The organism is Mycobacterium sp. NGS26 (assembly GCF_059813025.1).
The window spans coordinates 408,817-430,715 of sequence record NZ_JCALDU010000001.1; the positions used below are offsets into that span (position 1 = coordinate 408,817).

22 protein-coding genes and 1 pseudogene are annotated in these 21,899 nt (G+C 62.5%); 8 read left to right on the forward strand and 15 right to left on the reverse strand.

What is annotated here, in order from left to right; genetic code table 11:
• Positions 1 to 94 precede the first annotated feature (94 nt).
• Positions 95 to 835, forward strand: a complete 741-nt coding sequence (locus AC5Y6X_RS01910) for a class I SAM-dependent methyltransferase (RefSeq protein WP_499983962.1) — start codon at positions 95 to 97, stop codon at positions 833 to 835.
• Between the two features lie 13 nt (positions 836 to 848).
• Here the strand turns inward: AC5Y6X_RS01910 and AC5Y6X_RS01915 are convergent, their stop codons facing one another.
• A complete protein-coding gene (locus AC5Y6X_RS01915; protein ID WP_324674620.1) occupies positions 849 to 1,100 on the reverse strand; it encodes a hypothetical protein in 252 nt (83 codons plus the stop codon).
• Positions 1,101 to 1,354: 254 nt separating this feature from the next.
• Here AC5Y6X_RS01915 and AC5Y6X_RS01920 point away from each other — a divergent pair, with 254 nt between their 5' ends.
• Positions 1,355 to 1,663, forward strand: a complete 309-nt coding sequence (locus AC5Y6X_RS01920) for a hypothetical protein (RefSeq protein ID WP_324674618.1) — start codon at positions 1,355 to 1,357, stop codon at positions 1,661 to 1,663.
• A gap of 110 nt (positions 1,664 to 1,773) precedes the next feature.
• Here the strand turns inward: AC5Y6X_RS01920 and AC5Y6X_RS01925 are convergent, their stop codons facing one another.
• On the reverse strand, positions 1,774 to 3,696 hold the full coding sequence (locus AC5Y6X_RS01925; protein ID WP_499983969.1) for a chloride channel protein: 1,923 nt from the start codon (positions 3,694 to 3,696) through the stop codon (positions 1,774 to 1,776).
• 173 nt (positions 3,697 to 3,869) lie between these two features.
• The gene (locus tag AC5Y6X_RS01930; protein ID WP_499985174.1) at positions 3,870 to 4,346 is read right to left on the reverse strand and encodes a MarR family winged helix-turn-helix transcriptional regulator; all 477 of its coding nucleotides are present in this window, start codon (positions 4,344 to 4,346) and stop codon (positions 3,870 to 3,872) included.
• Between the two features lie 216 nt (positions 4,347 to 4,562).
• On the opposite strand from AC5Y6X_RS01930, the gene AC5Y6X_RS01935 reads away from it, so the two are divergent.
• Together AC5Y6X_RS01935 and AC5Y6X_RS01940 are read left to right on the forward strand one after the other, a co-directional pair.
• Complete coding sequence (locus AC5Y6X_RS01935) at positions 4,563 to 5,378, forward strand: class I SAM-dependent methyltransferase (RefSeq protein WP_499983971.1); 816 nt, start codon at positions 4,563 to 4,565, stop codon at positions 5,376 to 5,378.
• A gap of 110 nt (positions 5,379 to 5,488) precedes the next feature.
• Positions 5,489 to 5,878, forward strand: coding sequence for a nitroreductase family deazaflavin-dependent oxidoreductase (locus AC5Y6X_RS01940; protein ID WP_499985176.1), 390 nt, complete (start codon positions 5,489 to 5,491; stop codon positions 5,876 to 5,878).
• A gap of 300 nt (positions 5,879 to 6,178) precedes the next feature.
• Here AC5Y6X_RS01940 and AC5Y6X_RS01945 read toward each other — a convergent pair whose 3' ends face one another.
• The 6 genes from AC5Y6X_RS01945 to AC5Y6X_RS01970 form a co-directional block, all read right to left on the reverse strand.
• Positions 6,179 to 6,478: a PE family protein gene (locus AC5Y6X_RS01945; protein WP_324674612.1), complete on the reverse strand. Its 300-nt coding sequence runs from the start codon at positions 6,476 to 6,478 to the stop codon at positions 6,179 to 6,181.
• 17 nt (positions 6,479 to 6,495) lie between these two features.
• A complete protein-coding gene (locus tag AC5Y6X_RS01950; protein WP_324674610.1) occupies positions 6,496 to 7,884 on the reverse strand; it encodes a PPE family protein in 1,389 nt (462 codons plus the stop codon).
• 78 nt (positions 7,885 to 7,962) lie between these two features.
• Positions 7,963 to 8,235: a hypothetical protein gene (locus AC5Y6X_RS01955; RefSeq protein ID WP_499983974.1), complete on the reverse strand. Its 273-nt coding sequence runs from the start codon at positions 8,233 to 8,235 to the stop codon at positions 7,963 to 7,965.
• Between the two features lie 51 nt (positions 8,236 to 8,286).
• A complete protein-coding gene (locus AC5Y6X_RS01960) occupies positions 8,287 to 9,525 on the reverse strand; it encodes a PPE family protein (protein ID WP_499985178.1) in 1,239 nt (412 codons plus the stop codon).
• Positions 9,526 to 11,371: 1,846 nt separating this feature from the next.
• Positions 11,372 to 11,896 carry a lipoprotein LppJ family protein gene (locus AC5Y6X_RS01965; RefSeq protein ID WP_499983977.1) on the reverse strand — a complete coding sequence of 175 codons (525 nt, stop codon included), beginning with the start codon at positions 11,894 to 11,896 and terminating at the stop codon, positions 11,372 to 11,374.
• 45 nt (positions 11,897 to 11,941) lie between these two features.
• Complete coding sequence (locus AC5Y6X_RS01970; RefSeq protein WP_499983979.1) at positions 11,942 to 13,801, reverse strand: putative alpha/beta hydrolase; 1,860 nt, start codon at positions 13,799 to 13,801, stop codon at positions 11,942 to 11,944.
• A gap of 426 nt (positions 13,802 to 14,227) precedes the next feature.
• Here AC5Y6X_RS01970 and AC5Y6X_RS01975 point away from each other — a divergent pair, with 426 nt between their 5' ends.
• On the forward strand, positions 14,228 to 14,923 hold the full coding sequence (locus AC5Y6X_RS01975; protein WP_499983980.1) for a hypothetical protein: 696 nt from the start codon (positions 14,228 to 14,230) through the stop codon (positions 14,921 to 14,923).
• A 194-nt stretch (positions 14,924 to 15,117) separates the two neighbouring features.
• Here the strand turns inward: AC5Y6X_RS01975 and AC5Y6X_RS01980 are convergent, their stop codons facing one another.
• Positions 15,118 to 15,603 (reverse strand): zinc ribbon domain-containing protein, encoded by a 486-nt coding sequence (locus tag AC5Y6X_RS01980; RefSeq protein ID WP_499983981.1) that lies wholly within the window; start codon positions 15,601 to 15,603, stop codon positions 15,118 to 15,120.
• A 568-nt stretch (positions 15,604 to 16,171) separates the two neighbouring features.
• Here AC5Y6X_RS01980 and AC5Y6X_RS01985 point away from each other — a divergent pair.
• Positions 16,172 to 16,246: pseudogene (locus tag AC5Y6X_RS01985) on the forward strand (DUF2510 domain-containing protein); the annotation flags it as partial.
• Positions 16,247 to 16,288: 42 nt separating this feature from the next.
• On the opposite strand, the gene AC5Y6X_RS01990 reads toward AC5Y6X_RS01985, so the two are convergent.
• Complete coding sequence (locus AC5Y6X_RS01990; RefSeq protein ID WP_499983984.1) at positions 16,289 to 16,717, reverse strand: hypothetical protein; 429 nt, start codon at positions 16,715 to 16,717, stop codon at positions 16,289 to 16,291.
• Between the two features lie 3 nt (positions 16,718 to 16,720).
• Positions 16,721 to 16,933 (reverse strand): hypothetical protein, encoded by a 213-nt coding sequence (locus AC5Y6X_RS01995; protein ID WP_499983987.1) that lies wholly within the window; start codon positions 16,931 to 16,933, stop codon positions 16,721 to 16,723.
• A gap of 190 nt (positions 16,934 to 17,123) precedes the next feature.
• Between AC5Y6X_RS01995 and AC5Y6X_RS02000 the strand changes: the two genes are divergently transcribed.
• Positions 17,124 to 17,354: a helix-turn-helix domain-containing protein gene (locus tag AC5Y6X_RS02000; RefSeq protein ID WP_499983991.1), complete on the forward strand. Its 231-nt coding sequence runs from the start codon at positions 17,124 to 17,126 to the stop codon at positions 17,352 to 17,354.
• A gap of 315 nt (positions 17,355 to 17,669) precedes the next feature.
• Here AC5Y6X_RS02000 and AC5Y6X_RS02005 read toward each other — a convergent pair whose 3' ends face one another.
• From AC5Y6X_RS02005 to AC5Y6X_RS02015, 3 genes are all read right to left on the reverse strand, one after another.
• Positions 17,670 to 18,737, reverse strand: a complete 1,068-nt coding sequence (locus tag AC5Y6X_RS02005) for a PQQ-binding-like beta-propeller repeat protein (RefSeq protein WP_499983993.1) — start codon at positions 18,735 to 18,737, stop codon at positions 17,670 to 17,672.
• A 99-nt stretch (positions 18,738 to 18,836) separates the two neighbouring features.
• Positions 18,837 to 19,070 (reverse strand): hypothetical protein, encoded by a 234-nt coding sequence (locus AC5Y6X_RS02010; RefSeq protein WP_499983997.1) that lies wholly within the window; start codon positions 19,068 to 19,070, stop codon positions 18,837 to 18,839.
• A 106-nt stretch (positions 19,071 to 19,176) separates the two neighbouring features.
• Positions 19,177 to 19,818, reverse strand: a complete 642-nt coding sequence (locus AC5Y6X_RS02015) for an 8-oxoguanine DNA glycosylase OGG fold protein (RefSeq protein ID WP_499984000.1) — start codon at positions 19,816 to 19,818, stop codon at positions 19,177 to 19,179.
• A gap of 198 nt (positions 19,819 to 20,016) precedes the next feature.
• Here AC5Y6X_RS02015 and AC5Y6X_RS02020 point away from each other — a divergent pair, with 198 nt between their 5' ends.
• Entirely contained in the window at positions 20,017 to 21,825 is a 1,809-nt protein-coding gene (locus tag AC5Y6X_RS02020; protein WP_499984002.1) for a protein kinase domain-containing protein, read from the forward strand.
• The last annotated feature ends 74 nt before the right edge of the window (positions 21,826 to 21,899 follow it).

Consider the following 21,899-nt stretch of genomic DNA (forward strand, 5'->3'; position numbering starts at 1 on the left):
CGGGCGGAGCCCGGCCGCACCCGGGCCAACGGCCCGGTGACACCGCCCACTAGCCTGACGGCGTCATCCCGCGCCGCCCAACGAAAGCAGCATGATGAGTCAGGATCCGGTCGAGTTGACCCGTGATCTCCTCGACGAGCCCGCCGTCCTGCGGCACGGTTTCCTCGACGTGTTGGGCGAATCGACGAGCGCCCCGGTTCCCACCGTCGCCCAGCGCGCCATGAACAGCCCGTTCGTTGCCACCGTGTACGAGCGGCTGTGGCGCCCGACCGCTTTCTACCTTGCCAGCGGCGTCACCCACCGCGCCGAGCAGCATCGCGCCGCGTCGGCCCTGCGCCTGTCCACCGCGCGGCGATTGCTCGACGTCGCCTGCGGCCCAGGCAATTTCACCGGGCCGCTGGCCGAGGAACTGCCCGATGGCGGCCTGGCCGTCGGATTCGACATCTCCGCGCCGATGCTGACCCGGGCCGTGCTGGACAACAGCGGGCCGCAGACGTGTTATGTCCGCGGCGATGCCCGCAAGTTGCCGTTCGGCGACGAAACGTTCGACGCCGTCTGCTGTTTCGGTGCGCTGTACCTGATGCCCGAACCGTTTCGGGTCGCGCGCGAGATGATCCGGGTGCTCAAGCCGGGGGGCCACATCGCGATCCTGACCAGTTACGCCCGCGAGGTCGCCCCGATCAGGCAGGCCCTGACCGTCGGTGCGCGCGCGATCGGGCTCACGATGTTCGACCGGACGGCCTTTGTCGACCTGTTCTCGTCGGCCGGGCTGGTCGACGTCAAACAGCAGACGCAGCGCGCGTTGCAGTTCGTTGCCGCCGGCAAGCCCGGCTGAAAGGTGTTTGTGATCAGGAGGCGGCTTTGCAGACGCCGACGATCCGGACGACGGGGGTGCCCTCTTCGCACTCCACCACCCATGGATCGCCGCCGTTGACGGGCTCCGAGGTGAGCGTGAACATCACCGGCCGGCCGGCCCGCCGGGACATCTGCGTGCATTCCACCTGGAACAGGCGGTAGTCGCCGTCACGGTGAACGGCCAGCGAAAAGCCCGGCTGGACGGACTCGACCGGTACCTTCTGCAGGTAGTACTTGGTGCTCATCGGCTCGACATTAGAGCCGGCACCGTGGCTAATCCCGCCCCGCCACGCGGTCTTACCGAATGTTCAGCAAATTTTTGGCAGCGCATCAGTTTTGGGCTCGCCCTACGCCAGGCAGCGTTGGCGATCAGCAAAGCGCTAAAGCGTTGCGCCGCAATCCAATTGCCAAACGGAGTCCCTTGCGCAGCAAGGCATCTCACCGCGCGGGCGCCTCGATTTTCCTTTGCCTCCGGCATGCTCGGCGATACTATCGAAGCATGCGTTCCACCTATGTCGCCGCGGCGGCCGGCATGCCCACCGCCGTCCTGTTATTCGCCCCGGTTGTGCTCATGGGGGCGTCGCCCGCTCACGCTGACCTCAGCGGTTACCGCCGCTGCGTGGGCAACATCAAGGAAGTCCCGCTGGCCCAACCAGACCCGCAAAATTTGCAGCTCGTCGGACTCATCGAGATGGATCTCAAATCCGGTGTCTCCCCCGCCGCGGAAGCACAGAAAATAGCCCGGACGGGCTTTGACACGCGCGTGGCCAACGGGGTTGTGCAATGCGTCGTGCAGGAGAACCCGTAAGAAAGCCGAGGCGAAACGGCCTAACCGGGTGCTGGTGTCGCTTGAGTGGCCTTGCTACCAAAGTGATCGGGCCCCTGCCCATCCAGATCGACATAGGGCCTCGGGCCTCATTACCGCGTCGGTCGACCCGCTGCACCTGGGTTGCCAATCACCGTGGGGTCGGTGGTCCCGATGTCGGTGCTGTCGACGTTAGTGCTGTCGACGTTAGTGTTGTCGACGGCAGGGACGAGGATGTTGATGCGGTCCCCCTTGGCGAGCCGGACTGTTGGGTCGGCCTCGACGAGCTGGCGGTCGTGGAGGATCGACACAGGGAGGTGACCGGCTGGCCAGTCGAGTTCACCGAGGGTACGGCCGACGGCAGACGAGTCGGGTCCGAGCGTGCGTTCGACGATGTGGTACCCGGCGAGCTGGCTGCGCGGATCATGTTCGGCCCCTCCGGCTTTCGGGTTGGCCCACTCGGCGACCTGGTGACTGGCGGCTATGTGGGGTTGGACATCGGCGAGGTGGGTGCCAACCGCGCGCAGCACATTCTGGTTGGTCAACCAGCCCTGGACGTGCCGGGCGTCGGTGTCGATGACCGGTAGGCCGTCACGGCCGTAGAGGACGAGCTGTCGCAGGGCTTGAGCGAGGCTGTCGTTGGTGAATAGCGCCTGTGGTTCGCGAATGCGGGTAACGGGGCCGAACAAGGTTGTCCAGTCCCGGCGCGGGTTTACGTCGCAGGTGAGATCCACCGGAACGGTGAACCGGTGCATGGCGTCAGCGGCGGTGAGATCGGCGAACGCATGGGTGGAAGTCGGCCGGTCGATGTCGATACCGCGACGCAGCAGTTTCGTGGTGTAGATGGTGCCGTAGGACAGTGCGCGAGACACCGTCGTGCCGACGGCGACGGCCAGCATGACCGGCAGGGTGAGTGTGAAGTCGCCGGTCATTTCGACGGTGCTGGCCAGCGCGGTGAGCGGGGCGCGTGCCGCGGAAGCGAAGACAGCGCCCATTCCGACAATTGCGTAGAGGGCGGGTTCCCCGACCCCCGGCCCGATCAACTGGTGGACGGTTAGCCCGAAGGCCATGCCGGAAGTAGCACCGACGAACAGCGACGGCGCGAACACACCGCCTGAGCCGCCGATGCCGATGGTCAGGCTGCAGGCCAACATCTTGCCCGCGGCGAGGATCACCAAAAACCAGAGTGCATAGTGGCCGGCGAAGGCGGCGTACAGCACCGGGTAGCCGACCCCGTACAGTTGCGGCACCGCCAGGAGCAGAACCCCGAGCGCGATCCCGCCAACTGCCGGCCTTGCCCAATCCGAACGGTGACGCCACGCCCGGTCGCACAAATCCTCGGTCTTGTATAAGACGTTTTTGAAGACAACCCCGATCAGTCCGGCGACCGCTGCGAGAAGGGCCACCAAAAGATAGTTGGCGATATGGTCCAGCTCGATGCCGGCGGGGAGCTGAGTGAGGAAGGGGGCGGAGCCGAAGAAGACCCGAGCGATCACGTCCGCAACCATCGCCGAGAGCATGATGGTGAAGATCGCCTCGACGGAGAGCTCCCGCAGGATCAGCTCGATGGCGAAAAATACCCCGGTGATTGGGGCATTGAACGTGGCCGAGATACCGCCGGCGGCGCCGCAAGCTACCAGCACCCGCAGCCGGTTCTCCGGCATCCTGACCCACTGGCCCAGACTGGACGCCAGCGCCGCGCCGATCTGCACGATCGGACCTTCTCGGCCAACCGACCCGCCCGTGCCGATGCACAGAGCCGAGGCGAGTGCTTTCACCATCGTCACCCGCGGACGGATGCGACCGCCGTTCTCCGCCACCGCGATCATGACTTCTGGCACGCCGTGGCCCCGAGCCTCGCGGGCGAACCGGGAAATCAACGGCCCGTACAGCAACCCACCGACGACCGGGATGACCACAAAGAACCCAACCCCGAGCCAGGGCAGGTGGTCGCTGGCGACCCAACCCTGCCGGCCAAACGAGTTGTGCCCTGTCGCTAGCCAGGTGAAGCCATAGATCAGGTATCGAAACGCCACCGCGCCGAGCCCTGAACCAATCCCTACTACGATCGCCGCACAGAACATCCCGAATCGGTTCGCGCGCGACCAACCGGCCACCCGCCCCGCCGCACGGGATACCGATCGCGGTAGCCGCACCGGATCAGCTGCCGTCTTTTTCCGTTCAGTTCGCCGTCTGCACATGAGCTGACCTATAAGTCCGTGTCGACGCGAGCGGTGGGCTCACCCCCGGCGGCGGTAAACGCGGTCAGCGCACGCACGAGTCCGAGCCGTTCCTGCGACGGCATCTTTTCCACGATCTGGGCGATCTGGCTGCGCCGATGCGTAGTGACCTGCCGCATGACCTGACGTCCGCACGGGGACAGGGTGGCCAGCAGTTCACGGCGAGAGGTCGGGTGCGGTAGGCGATCAATCAGGCCGGCGCCGACGAGTCGGTCGACCATCCGGCCGGCGGCCGGCGGTTGCACGCCAAGCGCGCCAGCCAGCGTGGCGAGATTGACGGGACCTCGATTGGACAAGATCACCAGGGTCCGGAACTGCGGAATCGTGATGGTCTCGTCGACCTGAGCGATCGAATGAGCAGAGATCGCCACTAGCAGCCGTGATGCGGTCAGCAACGCGCCGGTGATGGCATCGAGTGACTCATCGGTTGCCGTCGTGTTTTCGATGGGTGCTTCCCTTGTCCGAGCCGGTCGACGTTCTCCGTAGATCACAGACGCTGCGATCAGAATAGTGTAGCAAGTGCATACAATAATAGACAGCAATTATTTCCTAGTAATACTATCGGCCCCACGGCATTCTTCCGTAAGGGTTTCGCCACGCGCTGTCGCGCCGACAACGACGTCGCGGTAGACGATCCCTCTCACTTTTCTTTGGAGGCCAGGATGGATATCGAAACCGCCACAGGCGAAGACCACACATTGGCGAGCGACCATCGTGCGGTGTGGGCGCTGGGCGACTACGCGCTGATGGCTGAGCAGGTGATGGCCCCTTTAGGCCAGGTTCTGGTGGGCGCCACTGGCATTGGCCCCGGCGATCGGGTGCTTGACGTCGCCGCGGGATCAGGCAACATCTCGATCCCGGCCGCCAAAACGGGCGCTGCCGTCGTTTCCACCGACCTCACACCGGAGCTGCTGGAGCGCTCCCGGAAAAGAGCTGCCCAACAGGGCGTCACGCTCGAGTGGCGGGAAGCCAACGCCGAAGCCCTACCGTTCGCTGACGGCGAGTTCGACACGGTGATCTCCGCGATCGGCGTCATGTTTGCACCGCATCATCAGCTCGCGGCCAACGAACTGGTCCGGGTCTGTCGGCCCGGTGGCACTATCGGTCTGATCAGCTGGACACATGAAGGATTTTTCGGCCAGATGCTGACCACTATCAGGCCGATCATGTTGCCAGGCGTGCCACCGGCGGCGCTGTGGGGACGTGAGGACTATGTGGTTGGGCTGCTCGGGAATCGAGTCAGCGATATCAGCACCCAGCGGGATACGTTGCGGGTGGACCGGTTCGGCAGCGCCCAGGCAGTCCACGAGTACTTCAAAACCCATTACGGCCCAACGATCAACGCCTACCGCAACATCAGCGGCAATTCCGTGCTTACCGCCACCCTCGACGCCCAACTCGTCGAACTCGCCCAGCACCACCTCCGTGACGGTGTCATGCAGTGGGAGTACCTGCTCGTCACCGCAGAAAAACGATGAGCCGCAGGTAGCCAATCGTGAAGATTGTCAAGAACGTTCAGCCACCGGCCGGACTAACGCGGTTCCTGTTTCGGATTCCTATCCACCTGTATCGGCTCAGGCTCGGGTGGGTGTTCGGGAGCCGCCTTCTACTGCTCAACCACATCGGCCGTGTCTCCGGCAAGCCCCGACGGACCGTCCTCGAGGTCGTCGAGCACGACGGCGACAGCTATGTCGTCGCCTCGGGGTGGGGACCTACCGCCGCGTGGTACCGCAACATTCTGCACACCCCCGACGTCACCATCCAGGTGGGGGGTCGAACGATACCCGTGACCGCCATGCCGCTCACGGGGGAGGAGGGAGCACAGGTCTTCCTACGGTATGCGTCACGGCATCGCCGTGCGGCCAAGTACATGCTTCCCCGCGCACTCGGATTCTCGGTCGACGGATCAGACGCAGACTTTCGCGCTGTCGGACACCACTTGCCCTTCATCCGGTTCATCCCCCGGGCAGAAGTTTGAGGTCAGACCGCTATGCCGCCAGGACCGTCGCTACGAACCGGCCATCAGGTGGCGGAAATAAGCTTGGCCTCGAACCGCTTTCCCGCATCGGGAGACGATCGGTGCCGACACCGCGCGCAGAGTGCAATGTTGGGTGTGTCAGCGGCAGCAGCCGTAGCACTGGCGCTCCTCTGCGTTTCCACCAGCACCCGGTTATGAATAACGCCACTGCGTTGAGTAGAACCGACATGTTGGCTCACTGCCCAAAAACCCGGCATGGCAATCTCGTTCGTTCAAAGTCGCTTCGGCCAATACGTTTTGCTAGCCGGTCGCGATCGCATTGGCGGTCTCGGTGGCCGCATACGAACCAGCGCTGGTCGCCAGCGTGTTCACGAACATTTCGTGAATCGCGGCGGCTTGGGTGCTGATCGCCTGGTAAATCTGGGCGTGCGCGACAAACTGTGTCGCTGTTAGCGCTGATACCTCATCGGCCGCAGCAGGAACCACGCCTGTGGTCGGGGCTGCTGCGATCATGTTCTCGGCCCACATCGCCGAGCCGATACCCTGCAAATCTCCGGCCGCGGCGGCCAGCAGCTCCGGTTGTGTGGTCACGAAAGACATTGGCTCTCCGTTTCTAGCTATCCCCATTTGGCCTGGGGTGGCGTGGGTTTGGACCTGTTGGCGGAGGACAAGTGCACCGCGTGCACGCCCGGTTTCTTCGACAGCTGGTCCAAGAGGCTCTCCAGGTGCTCCTTGTCGGTGTGCCAGTGCTGCACCGACTCGGGCTTCTGCGACAGTTCTGCGAGGACACGCCTGAGTTTGTCCGGCGTCTTGTTGTCCTTGTCGGGGCGGCCTACTCCTCGGGCGGCGTTTCCGGCTGTCGCACGGGGAACGGTGCCGCCCAGCGCGTTTCCGGCCAAGCCTGCCAGGGCCATTTCGCCGTATAGGGTTCCCGCGCTGTCCGCGACCGCTGGGGCGGCGGCCGCGCTGGTGCCCTGCAACACGGTGGCGGCCAACCTTATCGTCGGAGTGGCCTCGGCCCAGCTCGGCGGCACCGACAACGCCCCCACCAGGCCCGCGCCACCGGTGCCCGCCGACACCGTCGACCCGCCCGCCGCCAGGCCCGCTGCCCCCAACACGCGCGTGCCCGCACCAAGCTGCGCGAACAGCGGACCCTCTAGTTCGACCGCCCTGTCATTGATGGTCCGCGCCGCTGCCACCAAGGCCACGCTGTTGCTGACCATCGCGTCGCTAGCCGGGGTGGCTCCTTTGGCGATGAACTCAATGTTCCCGGCGGCGAGCGCCAACGGGGATGAATTCAGGCCGGTCAGCAGACTCGTCAATGATGGCGGCGACGGCGGATCAGCGGCCGCGGGCGCTGCGAGGCTTTGCAGCGCTTGCGGCGTCGCCGACATCAGCTGCGGCAACATCGATTGTGCGTTCGTGCCGGCGGAAGTCCCGGTGGCTTGGGCGACCGCAGCGGCCTGGCCGGCAGGGCCGTCCGCGTTGGTGGTCTGCGGCGGTGGGCTGAACGGTGTCAGCCGGGCGATGGTCGCCGAGGAACCGGCATAGCCGTACATCGCGGCGGCGTCTTGGGCCCACATATCCTCGTACTGCGCCTCGGTGGCCGCAATCGCCGGCGTGTTCTGCCCCCAAACATTCGTCGCCACCAGTGACGCCAGCTGACTGCGGTTGACCGCGATCACCGGCGGAGGCACCGTCGCCGCAAACGCAGTCTGGTAGGCGGCCGCTGCCGCCCTGGCCTGAGTGGCGGCCTGCTCGGCCTGCGCGGCGGTGGCGCTCATCCACGCCGCGTACGGTTCGACCGCGGCCGCCATCGTCGCCGACGACGGACCCTGCCACCGAGCAATCAGTCCGGAGATCACCGACCGGTAGGACGCCGCCGCCGAGTGCAGCTCGGCGGCCAGCCCGTCCCACGCCGTCGCGGCAGCCAGCATCGACCCTGACCCGGGACCGGCATACATGTGAGCGGAGTTGATCTCAGGCGGCAACATTCCGAAATCCATCACTGCCCCTTAGCCGTTCGCAACCGTGTCAGCGGCCTCGGTGTACGCATGGTCGCCGCCGCCAACATTTCCGGCTGTTTAGTTCCCACCAACAGGTGTCCTTCCTATGTCGTGGTTTGAGACCGGGCTCGAGCCGAGCACATTGTCGGAGTCGGCCCATGGTGTTGCCCACAGCGGACCGAAAGGTGCGCTGCGGTATAAACGCATCGCTGTTGTTGATCCGGCACTGTCTGCAAACGCCCGAGCGACAATCAGTTTGCGAACGATCGTCACCCTGCGTTCGGCCTGCAACGCCGTGGCCGCCGAGCCTCTGCTGGCGGGGCCGAAGTCGATCTGGCGGTCGAAGGTCATCTAACGTCTCCAAAATTTCAGGTCAGGGCCGGCAGTCCGCGGCAAGTGCAGCTATTCCTCCGCGTCGTCGGCGGGTATCACGATGATGGTGGCCGTCGTGGCCGGCCCCCCGCAGCCAGCGCCGCCGAATACGCTGAGGGGCCGGGCAGCGGTAGCACCGTTACCGGCCATGGCGCGTCCGGCCAAACTCGACAAAGCCATATTGCTGAACAGGCTTCCCTGACCGTTTGCTGCGAGCGCCGCTGGCGCGGTAAACAGAGTCGTTTGCGGCAACGCTACGGCGACCGGCCGCACCGCCGGGGCGGCCGCGGCCCAACCTTGCGGCACCGAGAGACCCCCGACCAAGCCGGCACGGCCCATTCCCGCCGAGACTCCGGGTCCACCTGCTTCGCCCACCACACGCGCCCCCAAACCAAGGCCGGGGCCCAGCCCCGACTTCAACCGGTCCCTTTCGAGCCTTTCGGCCGCGCTGGTCAGGTTCGCCCCGTTTTGGGGCAGCAGATAACCTGCCAGACCTAACAGATACGGGCCGCCGCCAATGCCGTACAGCGAGGTGGGCCCTAACGGACCAATGAGCAACTGGTCGAGTGAGAGCAGCGACGACAGCGGAGCCGCCGCGGCGGGCGGATCAGCCGCAGCAGGCGCTGCGAGGCTTTGCAGTGACTGCGGAACCGCAGACATCAATTGTGGCAGCGCGTGAGCATGCGTCCCGGCCGCCGTCCCGGTGGCTTGGGCGACCGCAGCAGCCTGGCCGGCAACCCCGACCGGATTGGTGGCCTGCGGTGGCGGGCTGAACGGGGTCACCGAGGAGGCGGTCGCAGAAGAGCCGGCGTAGCCGAACATCGCGGCGGCGTCCTGGGCCCACATCTCGGCGTATTGGGCCTCGGTGGCCATGATCGCCGGGGTGTTCTGCCCCAGAAAATTGGTCGCGATCAGTGCCATCAACTGCGCACGGTTGGCCGCAATCACCGGTGGTGGCACCGTTGCTGCGAACGCGGTCAGATAGGCGGCTGCCGCGGCTCTGGCCTGGGTAGCGGTCTGCTCAGACTGGGCAGCGGTGGCGCTCATCCACGCCGTATACGGCGCGGCCGCGGCTGCCATCGCGGCCGACGATGGACCCCGCCACCCAGCGGTCAGGGTGGAGATCACCGACCCGTAGGAACCCGCCATGGAGTGCAGCTGGGCTGCCAACCCATCCCACGCCGCTGCGGCCGCGAGCATCGGTCCCGCCCCGGGACCGGCATACATACGACCGGAATTGATCTCTGGCGGCAATAAACCGAAATCCATCACCACCACCCCCCCTTGCCGGGACAGCATGCGAGTTGTTCTCTTTGGCCCACACGACTTACCCGTCCCAGATGACGGCGAAACGTGGCTCGCTCCATATTGTTTGACTGAGTCACGTGCCCGCCTGTCGTGACAATGCTTGGCCGCCAACCGGATACAGCGCACATATCAACGCCACAGGGCGAGTATATCGTGAATATCCTTTGTTCTCAACAACTTTGCGGCTGACCTTAAATTGTAGCAACCGCAGGGCGTCTTAAACCTCCGTCGTCACCAATGTGCGACGGATCTCAAACCGGTTTGGTGGCAAGCGGTGTCGTCATCGAGGCTTGCTATTAACGGCTTTGCAATTCAGCTGGGGATGGTCGCGGCCCGCTCGACCGAATGCACATGCAGCAACTGCTTGCACTGCCGCTGTAAACCATTTGGGTAAGCTTGTCGGTGTTACCTCCGGTGTTTAGACAGCATTGGGTCAAGACCCTCCATGACGTTTCGTTGCCTCGATTGACCACCAGCGGCTTCCGCGAAATGGTGTGCAGCACTGCCGCCGGGTGGAGATGCGGCATCATCACAAGGTCTGACGCATGTGGCCAATGCCGACTGCTGGTGTCGGTTCCGTGCGGGTCGCGCGGAGATTGCGCACGACATCGGCCACAGTTCGGCGAAGCCACGTTAGCGTCCACGTCGATAGGCCAGCGCATGACGCATCCAGCGGCGTGCGAACGATATCGAACCCTTTACCCGATTCGCGCATAGCATCATCGGGCGATTGACTGCGTTCGCCTAGTCGCTGACGCCACCGAGCGCTAGGAACCGCGACTGCGCCACTGCCGATGTCGTCGGCGCTGCAGATACGCCTCAATGCCACTGTGACGGTGCGCCGATCGGCGCCAGTCGTGCCCACTGCGGCAGCAATATTCGGGCGCTCTTGCGCCCCGTACTTCGGCTCCGAACACTGCTCGGCTCCTTGGTCACCCCGTACTCCTGCAGAGCGTCGGGGCCAATGACATACCCCACTGACCGGCCGGGTAAACCAATCCAATCGGAACCTACTCCGACCGACGCACAAATCGACAGGGCAGCGCTTATTGGTCGTCAATCTGGTCACTGAACGTCGCAGGCGCCAGCTGGTGGCCGCGCGGCGAATGCAGCCGCGGCGTGGTTCGTGTTGCGGGTGTCCGACTTCGAAATGCTGCGCCGCCGGATGAACGTATCGCTGTCGGTTACTGAACGCGGCGCTCCGGTCAAGGGCATGTCAAAGACGTGAGACACGACCTGCACCGCACGGCGGCGGCGCCGATTGAATTTGCTCCATACCGCCGGCGTACCGGGCAACCAACGGCCGGATCCAGCTGACCGTGAATGCCCAGCTGGTGTTTATCGGTGGAGCTAAGGGGATTCGAACCCCTGTTCGACCAGGGGGAATGCGGATCTATCTGCGCTTTCGTTCCGACCCAATGCGTCTGCGTCCCGCCCGTTACCTGCGAATTCGCTTTCAAGTCTTGACGGCGTCAAGAGCATCGAGCCCGCTCAGGATCTTGTTGGGCACGGTGAACCTTAATCGTTTAGGCCGAGCGCTGGCGCGGATGCTCTACTCGATCAACGCCGCCAGCTGACCGGGCTTCCCGTCCTGACCAGATGCCTGAGGGGTGTGAAAACACTTCATCGGCGCCGCTGGGAAACAGATCGGCCAAAACCAATGCCTGGATAGTTGGTCGGACCCCCTGCTCTCCTCGGGCGGCGCCAGTCTGGATCGATGCGCCTTTACTATTTGCTGACTACAGGCTGCGCTACTCGGCCAACTGATCGAACCGGGCGCTGGAGCGGGGCCCGGCCGCTATCAATATCAGGGCTGGATTTCCTTGCTGATATCGACTGGCGCTGTGGAGCCGTCGGTGCGGTGGTCGGATGTGTCGCGGCATTCGCCGTTGATATCGGCCCCGACGTGACGGACAGGGCTGATCGAAGGCGGAGGCTGCGGCGCAATCGTCAGGATTACGTTTACGCCGTTCTTCTTCAGCGTCGGCCCATGGGATTTGAAATCAGAATCGGTGCTCCAACCATCAGCGACCAGGCCTTTGATCACCGCCTGCGGGTCGGCGGATTGGTTATGCGCGACACCAGGCATCCAGAACGAGACGTTCACAACACCGCGAAATGGTGCCTCTCCCTGGTCATTACACGATTCGTAAGAGAACGTCGCCTCGGTCACCTGGGCGTGCAGGGCGTTGACGATGTCGCGAGCGGCGTCGACGACCTGGGCGCGGGCCTGCGCCGGGGGCATCGGGTGACTCACGCTCTCACCACACCCACTGAGAGCGAAGCCAATGCTTACCGCGCCGATGGCGATCCTGGCTGTCAAAGTCCACACTCGTCACTTTCCTTCCCCATGCCCTGATGTAGTAGCGGTTTGCGGTTACCCCGTTGGCGCGCTGTGGGTATGTCCGGTAGTCGCTGATCGCCACGCTTCCGGGTCGACCCATTCCGGAAGCCCGTATTCGCCGCGATGGTGTGCGGTCAGGCCGTCGTGCTGCAGCGCATCACCGTGCCCCGAAACCACATCGGCCATGGCGAACAACGACTCCGAACCTTTGTCGAAATAATGAGAATGATCGAAGATCGGATTACCAGTGTATTGAGGGTTTTCGGCTTGAAATCGAGTGGAGCCAAAACCGTCAACCGAGGGATCGTCCCCGAGGCCGCCCAGAGTTGGACCGATCAGGCCCGGCCCTGTCACATGACCCGGCGACCAGGTCACCGCATCGCCTGAGGCCGCCCCGACGTAGAGATGCCCGCCGGGCGCCAGATGGAAGTCGGCCGCCGAATGCGCCAGGTCGGTGCCCGGGCAGCCCACCAGTACCACATCGTTGGTGCGCATGCCGTACGCGGCCGCCGCATCGGAGACGACGGTGGAGCCGTAGGAGTGGCCGACCACGGTCATGTGCGATGGTGCGCCGAGGTGGGTGACCGGCAACGCGTTGACGTCGGCGGCCAACGACTGGGCTCCGGTGCGAGCCATGTTCGGCTCATAAAGACCCGGGTCCGCAACGGTATTCGGCGCGTCGTATCCAACCCACATCACCACAGCGGTCTCCCTGCCCCAATCAGCGCGGGTGGACTCCTCATACAGGCGCACCCCGTCGGGGTTGGACAGCGTGCCTTCCCGTACGCCGGAGCCCAGTCCCTTGACCAAGACGGCGGTGTTGGCTGCGGTGTCGGGGTTGCCCATCGCGATAGCTGCGGACCCCTCACCGCCGAAAGCCTCAGGCTGATACTTCAGCAAATACAGCGGTGGATGACGACCGAATGCGTCCACAGCTTTTGAGTCGGTAGCCAGACCGTTCCTTGCCTGGACGGCGTTGTTGTAGCGCATGATCGCCGTCGGGGACAGCCCATACTTGCCCGGATCGTTGAGTACGTCTTGGGGCGAGACGCCATTGTTCTTGGCGATGTCTTCCACCCGGTGAAGGTCGTCGTTCATTACGGCCTCGTTGATGTCACTGCGGGCGGCGACAGGCACGCCGTTGAGATTGCCAAGTTCTTCGGGATGCTCAGCGATGAGGTGCTGGCGTTCCTGCGGTGTCAGCGACGTCCACCATTTGTGCACGTCCTCAGCGCTGGTGCCCGGTGGCGGAATCTTCGTATCCGCGTCCACCCCCCGCAGAAGGCCGTCGTCTGCATACCCGTCGGTGCGCAAAGTCGCAGTTGCTCGTTGCAGGTATGCGGAGTAGCCGTCGCGGAGCGAATTGAGTTGGCCCAGCGCCGCTCTGGTGTCGTCAATGGCTTTCTGTTCAAGACTGGCGATCAGCGCCTCAAGCGCCCGCCGATATCCTTCGGTGAGGTGGATGTCTTTCTCCTCTTCCACCGCTTCGCCGATTTCGTTGTCGAGCTGCTGCAGCTGGCTTTCTAGGGTCGAGATCAGGGTTGTGCCGGTTCGCTGGGCCTCGGCCAGGGCGGCGGCGATGTTTTCCAGATCGGCACCGATCTTGGGTAGCTGTTCGGACTGTGCACCGAGCGCCTGGGCGGTGCGCTGAACTTCGGCGGAATCATTGATCGGATTCTCCCCGCTTTCCCGGTTCCAGGCCGCCTCGAAGCGGCGACGGGCTTCGTCGAAGGCTGCATTGGACTCTGCGGTGGACCGGCCTGCAGCGTGAAACGCCTGCGCCAAGTCAGAAATCTGGGCCGGGCGCCCCGCTTGCAGGCTTTGGTTGATCGCCCAGGGGTCACCGCCAGCCTCGCCGATCAGCAGCGGGACGCTTATGTAGCGCAGCTGCATCGCACCGCCAACGGCTCCCGGGGTAGCTGATCAGCCCCATCGTGAGCATAGCCACCCGCGAGCCCATGCTCGCGTGTGATAGACCGGCGAAAACCAGAACCTGAAGACATCGCCACCCCTCCTGAGCTGCTGTAACCCTACAACCGCGCATCCCTCTGTCAATTCACGTGGGATTGACGGATCGGGAGCCACTCAGGCATATCCCTGTCCACCGTGGTCACCGGGAACCCGCCGTCTAATGAAGACCTCGGCACGACGGTCTGGTCGTCACCGGTATCGCGGTCGGCGTCGATAGCCAGCTCGGCTCGGGAATTCGGTTGGCCAAAGCTTGCTTTCAACCCTGTCTGAGACAGCCCACGGCGCGCCCAATAAGTGCAGGGAAGTACCGAGAAAAGACCACAATGCGCGATTCCAAATGGAGGAGACATGGCGGTGTCCGTGATGGAGACGGTCGGCGACGTTGTCGACAAGTCAATGGAGCTGGCCCCGAGCATCGATGGGTTCCATATCGAGCCGCGATGCCGGGTGTGCAGAAACGACGAAGTTCGGAAAAAAGTCAACGACTTGCTGGCGACCGGATCCAGCTACGCCATGATCTTGCGCGCCCTCGAAGACGCGAATGCCACCCTCGACAAACGTGATCGGGTGAGCACCGATTCAATCCGTAACCACACTGCTCGGCATTTCCCAGTCCAGCACGTTGCCCGCGCTGCGTACCGGGAAATCCTCGAACGTCGGGCTAAGGAAAACAGCATCGACTTCATCGAGGGTGTTGCCACGGCCATCACGCCGATGGCCTTCTTCGAAACCATGATGGTGAAGGGTTATGCGACCTTGGTCGATGAGGAGACCCAGGTGAGCTACCGCGACGGTATGGCGGCCGCCCTCAAGCTCGCCGAGGCATTACGCCAGGCAGTGGACGAGATCGACGTCGCCCAGATGAATGTCCAGATCGGTCGAATGATCGACGCGATGCGCAGATTCATCCCAGAAGAGAGGTGGCCCGAAGTTCAGGCCAGGCTGCGCGGTGACCCACCCCCTTACTCGCAGACGGCCACCGACCGAGTACCGCATACGCCTATCGGGATGGTTTCGATTAGTGACTGCGCCGACGAAGACTGACTGAGGCGAATCGGTTATCACGTACGCAAATCCAAATGCGAATCAGACCGAATCACAATCCAATGACAAATTATGTCAAGCGCGGGTGCCAACGCTGGTAATTGCCCAGGCACCCGAGAGATCCGGGCCCTGGGTCTATGAGGTGCGATTTAGCCATAACGGGCTGCACGTCTACCTCGTGAAGATTCACAGGGCTACAGATTGGAGCCGCAGTAGCGGCACTTTATGGCTGCTGCCTTGATAGTCTCCGCGCAGTATGGACATAACTTCTCGTCGGCGGTCAGTTGGTGTTGCACCTGCGCGGTAATCGCGGGTTGCTGATGCGCCGCTTCTATTTGCTGGACCACGGGCGCCAAGAGCGTTGCCCATTGGGCGGGCGGCAGCCGCGTGTTGAGCAGGGTCACGCTCCCCGAGTTCCAATTGAGGTGGAATATCGTTTCTATGTGGTGGTGCTCGATGGTTGTGAGTGCGTTCAAAATCGTGGCGAGTCCGACGCCCTCGGCGATGCCGCGTAGACCAAAGCCACCGCCCCACCAACCTCCGCCTGAAGTGGTCACAAATTCTCCGCGACCGGTGATCTGGAGCGAAGTGATATCCGAGTAATTGAGCCGACGCTGGTTGGACACGGTCCCAATCATCACCGTAACAAACTCCGCCATGAAGTCGCGGTCGAATATCACAGTGCAATCGCCTGTCGTAATTCCAGAGACGCCAGTCGCCGACAATATCGAGCCGTTAATTCTTCGCCGTCCAGGATCCGATATTGCTGCACACAACCGCTCTCCGTAGAGAGCCAGCGCCCACTCACTAGGGGTTTCAGGGAATACGGAAATCGGTGCGGCTGGCCACCGGCGCCGACCCGTCGTCTTTCGGCAGCCGGTGCACTTCCAGACCAGGGTGTCTGCACTTATCAGGTTCGCCGGGATACGAAGTGCCTTATTGCAACGTGGACACCGCCTATACGCGGTCACGCTACCGCATGCGCAACACTGCCATTCTGATGCGGTTGGATGTACAACATTCCCTGCGCCGCACAATCTACAATCGATCGCGATTCCACCAGCGGCCCGCAACTCACCAGCCACGATTTTGCCTCCACGTGCCCGCTCGTCTCCGAGATCAATCCCAAGGGAATCCCCCCCCGCCAACTGCGCCCGTCACCAATGGCAACCGATCCTCTATCTCCGCCAGCCGGTGCAGTAAAGCCAACCGCCGCCTCCACCTCCCGGGGCAGTTAAGCGTGGTTGGTACCCCGACCCGGCTGGTACTGGGAAGCAAAGGTATTGGAACGGCAAGCGGTGGAGTGATCTGCTACTGCGGTAATTGGTCAGCAGCCAGCAGCCCTTCGCTATCGTCGCCTTCATTTCACAAACCCCCTCTGTGCGTAACGGTGTAGCCAAACTGAGCTAGGGGCTGTAAGGACTGCCCACTGGGATCCTTGGTAGAGAAGAAAGCCGAAACCTTACCGTTGTCGTCGCGAGTCGCCATGCTGCCGGTGTTATAGGTCACCGCATCCCCACCCATAGCGTCCATTGACGAGTACTGGCCGATGAGTATCGGGTTGCCCTTGAACGATGCGCAGAATCCTTGTTCATCCGCGAACTGCAGGAATTGGCGGGCACCGTAGGTGAAACTGCCTGGGCGGCATACGGCTTCGATCTCGTTGTTCGGCATGGCATGAGCGGATGCAGAACTCGTTAACGCCATCGCGCCGATCATGGCTGCGACCACTGCCGTCATCCTTATCGCAACGGCATCTGCTTCAACCGTCATCGATCTCGGCGCATTGCCCATCGGTCACCTCTCATAGTTGTCTAGGTGCACCTGGCAGTAGGAGACCAAGAGGTAATGTTCGTATTTGACAGTGGCGGGGAACCACTTGCCGTTGTTCTCCTGGGCTGCAATGCAACGGTGCAGCTTCTGCCCGGGTGAGTTGTACCAGGACAGGACACCTATCAGGAGAATCGCCGCGACCAGACCGGCGAGCAGCCATTTCGCTTTGGTGCTCACCAGCCCCGCCCCCATCGCAGCCGGGTCATCTCGGTCGGGCCGTCCGCGTAGCCCTGCCTATAGGCTGCGTCAGTGCCCTTTTACGGGCGTGAATCATTTCGTCCACCCGAAAGTTCCTAACCGGACCTGACAACCAAGAGAATCAATATCCTAAATTGGGATATTCCTGGGTGCAAGGTGCGCTGGCCGAGTGGAGAAATCCATCTACTCGGAGCAGTACCAGCAGCTATGCACATTGCTGCGGCAGCTGCGCCGGGAAGCCGGACTCACTCAAGTAGACGTCGCCAAGAAGCTCGACGTCCCCCAATCTTTCGTCAGCAAGTACGAGTCGGGCGAACGCCGACTCGATGTCATCGAACTCCAGCATGTCGCTGAGGCGCTCGGCACGACTCTTGAGATCGTGGTCTCGCACCTGGACTGAACTCCGTCACTTACCTCGCGGTCTTTCAATGCGCTTCTGGGACATTGCCTCGTTACCCTTTGAGCCACGAAGCTACTCGTGGCCACTCGTCCCGTATTGGGTACCCGCCTCCACTCGCCACCGCCGCCGGTTACAGCCCCCGCCGATGTGGACCTGGTGCTACTTGTGCCACCGACAACGAGCCCAAAAGCAGGTGGTACCTCTTCGAGAGGGTCCCACAAACGCAACCACCAAGTCGATAATCTCGGTTCATCGCAATCACGCTGGCCATCAACATTGCGGGCTGCAGTTCGGGACCCACCTGGCCTACCCGGCTTAGAGGTCTCCGTCGTTATCAGGCGAGTTATCTTCTGCCACAGCCAGTTCCAAATTGCGGATCGCGTTAAGCTGATCCCGAGTGAGTTGAACAGTCCTTACATCCAACGTACGTCCCTCCGTCGGGACGATTATTGCCCACATGCGGCCCGGAATCGGAATATTTGAGACTATCGCACCAGCGAATATCTCGCCCGTTGGCACCTTCTCCATTGCGCAGTAGACGAATCGAGAAAACTGCCACCGAAGCTCACCCGAGATGGTTACGGCATCTACACGCTGCAATTTGTCGTCAGGCAGACGGACGTAGACTTCATCGCGGGCGACGTCGAGCGTATGTCCAAACGGCCATTGAGGCTCCTCCGGCATCGGCAACGTCCCGCGACTACGGAACGCATGTATGAGCGGTTCGACACGATCCCTCAACGGCTTTATCGGCCACAATATGTCGGTGGAACGCATCACCATATCGTCCGCAAAGGTTAGGAAGTCTGGATAGTGCGAGTGCCTCTGACCGTGTGCGTCGAAGAGCGGAGCTTTCTGTTCGATATGGAACTCAGGCGCATCAACAGACAGCCAGATGTCCCGCTTTGGCCATGTGAGAAGGAACTGCCCACCCCTAATGACCTCCTCTGGAATACCCTTCATCGGAGCCAGGTCCGGGAACTGCTCTTCAAGTGGTGTGGTCCAGTTTTTGATTGCATATAGGTCGATGCCGTGGTGCTCAGCCTTCCTGATCGCAGGCTTGTAATACCCGGATGTCGAGACGATGCCGCGATGGGTCACCGCTGGCATGTCCTTGAGCTTCATCGCCAGCTGTTCGACGTGGGAAGCGTTGAGAGGCTTTTTCCAATGCTTAACCTCGTAGCCCATAAATGCGTACACCCCCTCGGGAGTGTCGAGCGTGACAGTCACGTCAACGTCGCGTGGCGTACCCGTTGCCTCATCGAGGACCATGTCGCCGAGGACGGCGTTCACAGATGCTGCTCCTCCCCACTTCAACATGCATAGTCCGACGAGGTACTGAACGAGCATCGGCGACAGCGGCAACTTCTCTGACTGCGGCATAACCCCAAATGTAATTTGTGTCGGCTTCGGGTAACCACGCGAGGCTCGGCCTCGCCACGGTGGAGGCCGGAGCCGTCTGCTGCCCGGCGCCGACGGCTATCACAGTCTCGAAAGAGACGGGTTTCTGAGATCCTTGCCGAGACACTTTATGAATTGGCAAGTCTCCCAGAGCTTCTCCCGAGATTCAGGTGGCCACTCTGTCAGCGGCGGGACGGTCAGGATGGCATCGACCAGCTTTTCGCGCTTCTCATCGTTGTCGGTGTTCTCGGCGGTGAGGGCCAGAAGGGCTTGAACCGCAGCGTCACCAGGGTCAACAACGTAGTCGTAGTGCACGTCGGGCAGCGTAGGCAGGGGTACCGACGGTCCGGCCCGCAAAGAAGTGCTACATCAGAGTCATCAGATCGTTCGGCGCGTGCATCCACCCGGATGGCCAACCTAGTCACAAGGCAAAGAGGCCATATTCCACGACTTCGGGCGTCTGCTGCCACGACGGATCAGCTGCCCATTCCTCAGCCAGGTCCAGGTAACGAAGGTAGTCGGCCTGGTGTACCAAACCCTTTGATGGCACGGTCCCCGGCGCAATATCTGGTTCATTAAGTGCTTTCCGGACCCGCTCGTCGAGCACCAGCGGTCGTGGACGGTGCTCGGTTGTGTACCCGGCGAAGTAGATCAGCTTGGTACCGAAGGACATGTTCAGGCCGTCAACCTTGTGGGTATTGAGGAGCGCGTGCCAGCCAGGCCCGGCGCCTTCAGCCCTCGTGATGGTAACGATCGACCGGATCTTGTCCTCCGCTCCATCGGCGTCGAGGACTTCCCGAACGCGGTGCGGCCCATAGTCCTTCGGTTTGTATCCCCACGCCATAGCCATCAGGAATATATCGATCGGATCACCACCGGCTTGGTCGTGGATGAACTTGCGAGCGATTCCACCCTCGGTTTCTGAATGGGCAGCCAGCTTCCTGTGGGCACTCTCGTGGCCTTCGAATGCGGCGGTCCAGCGCTCGGGCACCCACCTGATTCGCTGCGCGTCGACATCAACGAGGGTGTACTTCAGTATCCGGTCAGGCACACCATTGTTCATCTTACGACCTCCAACAAGACGATTTAGCTGGCTCGCTTCGGCTATCAGGCTCGAAGGCAGTGTCCGGTCCGCCAGCGGTGAGGCTACGCAACCTCAACGACACATGTGGGCACGTCTGCCCGATTTATTGCTTCAGCTTCCAAAGACTTGTCGTCGGCTTAGGGTTACCCCGACCACTGTTTGCCTGGGAGGGATGACGTGGAGGGGACGCTGTTCGGCCGATACCGCCTGATCGAGTTGTTGGGCCGAGGCGGCATGGGTGAAGTGTGGCAGGCTCATGACACCGTCACCGACCGTGTCGTCGCCATCAAAGTCTTGCCTGCAAATCTGTCTGAGGATGAGGACTTTCAGCGGCGATTCCGCCGAGAAGCCCACGCCGCCGCTCGGTTAGATACTCCGCATGCGGTCCCGATCTACGACTATGGGGAGATCGACGGTCGCCTGTTCGTCAGTATGCGGCTCATCAAGGGCCGCGATCTACATACCGTGCTCGCTGGGGGCCCACTGGATCCCGCCCGGGCGGTGCGGATCATCGACCAGGTCGCTAAAGCCTTGCATGCCGCGCATCGCGTTGGTGTGCTCCATCGGGACATCAAGCCCTCCAACATCTTGCTCGATGACGACGACTTCGCCTACCTGATTGATTTCGGTATCGCCCATGCTGCCGATGAAACCCGGATGACCAAGTCCGGCCACATGATCGGGACTTTCCAATACATCGCACCCGAGCGGCTCGACAGCCAAATCGAAGAGGATGCCCGTTCTGACGTCTATTCGCTGGCCTGCGTGCTCTATGAAGCCCTGACCGGAGAGCCACCTTTTGCCGGTAGCACTGCCCAGCTCATGTTTGCGCACGTCAACACCGCGCCGCCGCGACCCTCGGCCACCCGACCGGATGTGCCCCCACAGGTCGATGAGGTCATTGCGACCGGTATGGCCAAAGACCCAAGCCAGCGCTACGCCACAACGATCGAGTTGGCCGACGCCGCGCGCGAAGCGATGACCGAGCCCATTCCCCGACCGACACAGCGCCCCCCAACCCTCCCACCGACAGAGCAGGCACCCCTCCCACCGACGCACCGAACAGGGGATCGTGTCACCGCGCAGCCGAGGACGTTGAAGGCCGGTGGTGTCGTTGAGTCGCCCGAAAGCGGAGGGACGGAGCAGCACGACCTGCAAAGCCCATACGTGCCAAGTAGGGCGCTGTGGGTAGGCATCGCCGCAGGAATCGCTTTGATCGCCATCGTCGTCATCGTGGTGCTGGCTTTCGTCAACACCGACCACGGGCCAGCGTCATCGTCGTCGACCAGACCATCGACAACGGCAGTATCGAATACCACGATGGTCCCGCGATCTAGTGGGCCAGGCGCTGCCGCATTGCCGCCGTTCAATCCCCCAGCCGCTCTCGGCGAGAACTGCGCCTATTCGGCGACCGCCGATGCCGCCGTCAAACAAGTCACCCCACCTCATTCGGGAAAGATACCGACCGAGCCGACAGAGGTTAGCGCCACCATGGTGACCAACCAAGGGTCTATCGGCATCCAGTTGAACAACGGAATGGCGCCCTGCACCGTCAACAACTTCGCGAGTCTGGCCCAGAAGGGGTTCTTCGATAACACTCCTTGTCACCGGTTGACGTCGGCGCCAACATTGGCCGTGCTGCAGTGTGGTGACCCCACCGGCCAGGGAGCGGGTGGGCCCGGCTATCAATTCGCTAATGAATACCCTACAAATCAATATGCATCGAATGATCCTGCGCTGCAGCAGCCGGTCGTGTACCCACGGGGCACCGTTGCCATGGCCAACGCGGGACCGGGGACGAACGGGAGTCAGTTCTTCCTGGTGTACAAGGACTCCGAGCTTCCCCCGGAATACACGGTCTTCGGCAGCGTCAACGAAACGGGATTGGCAACCCTTGACAAGATCGCCGCAATGGGTGTCGCCGGTGGCGGTGAGGACGGCACGCCCGCGACACCGGTCACAATCAAATCAATCCGTTTAGATTGAGCCTCTTTCCTCCGCGTCTCTAAATAGACCACAAATGAGACACCGTCCGGGGAACCCGAACTGGCCGCGTTCCC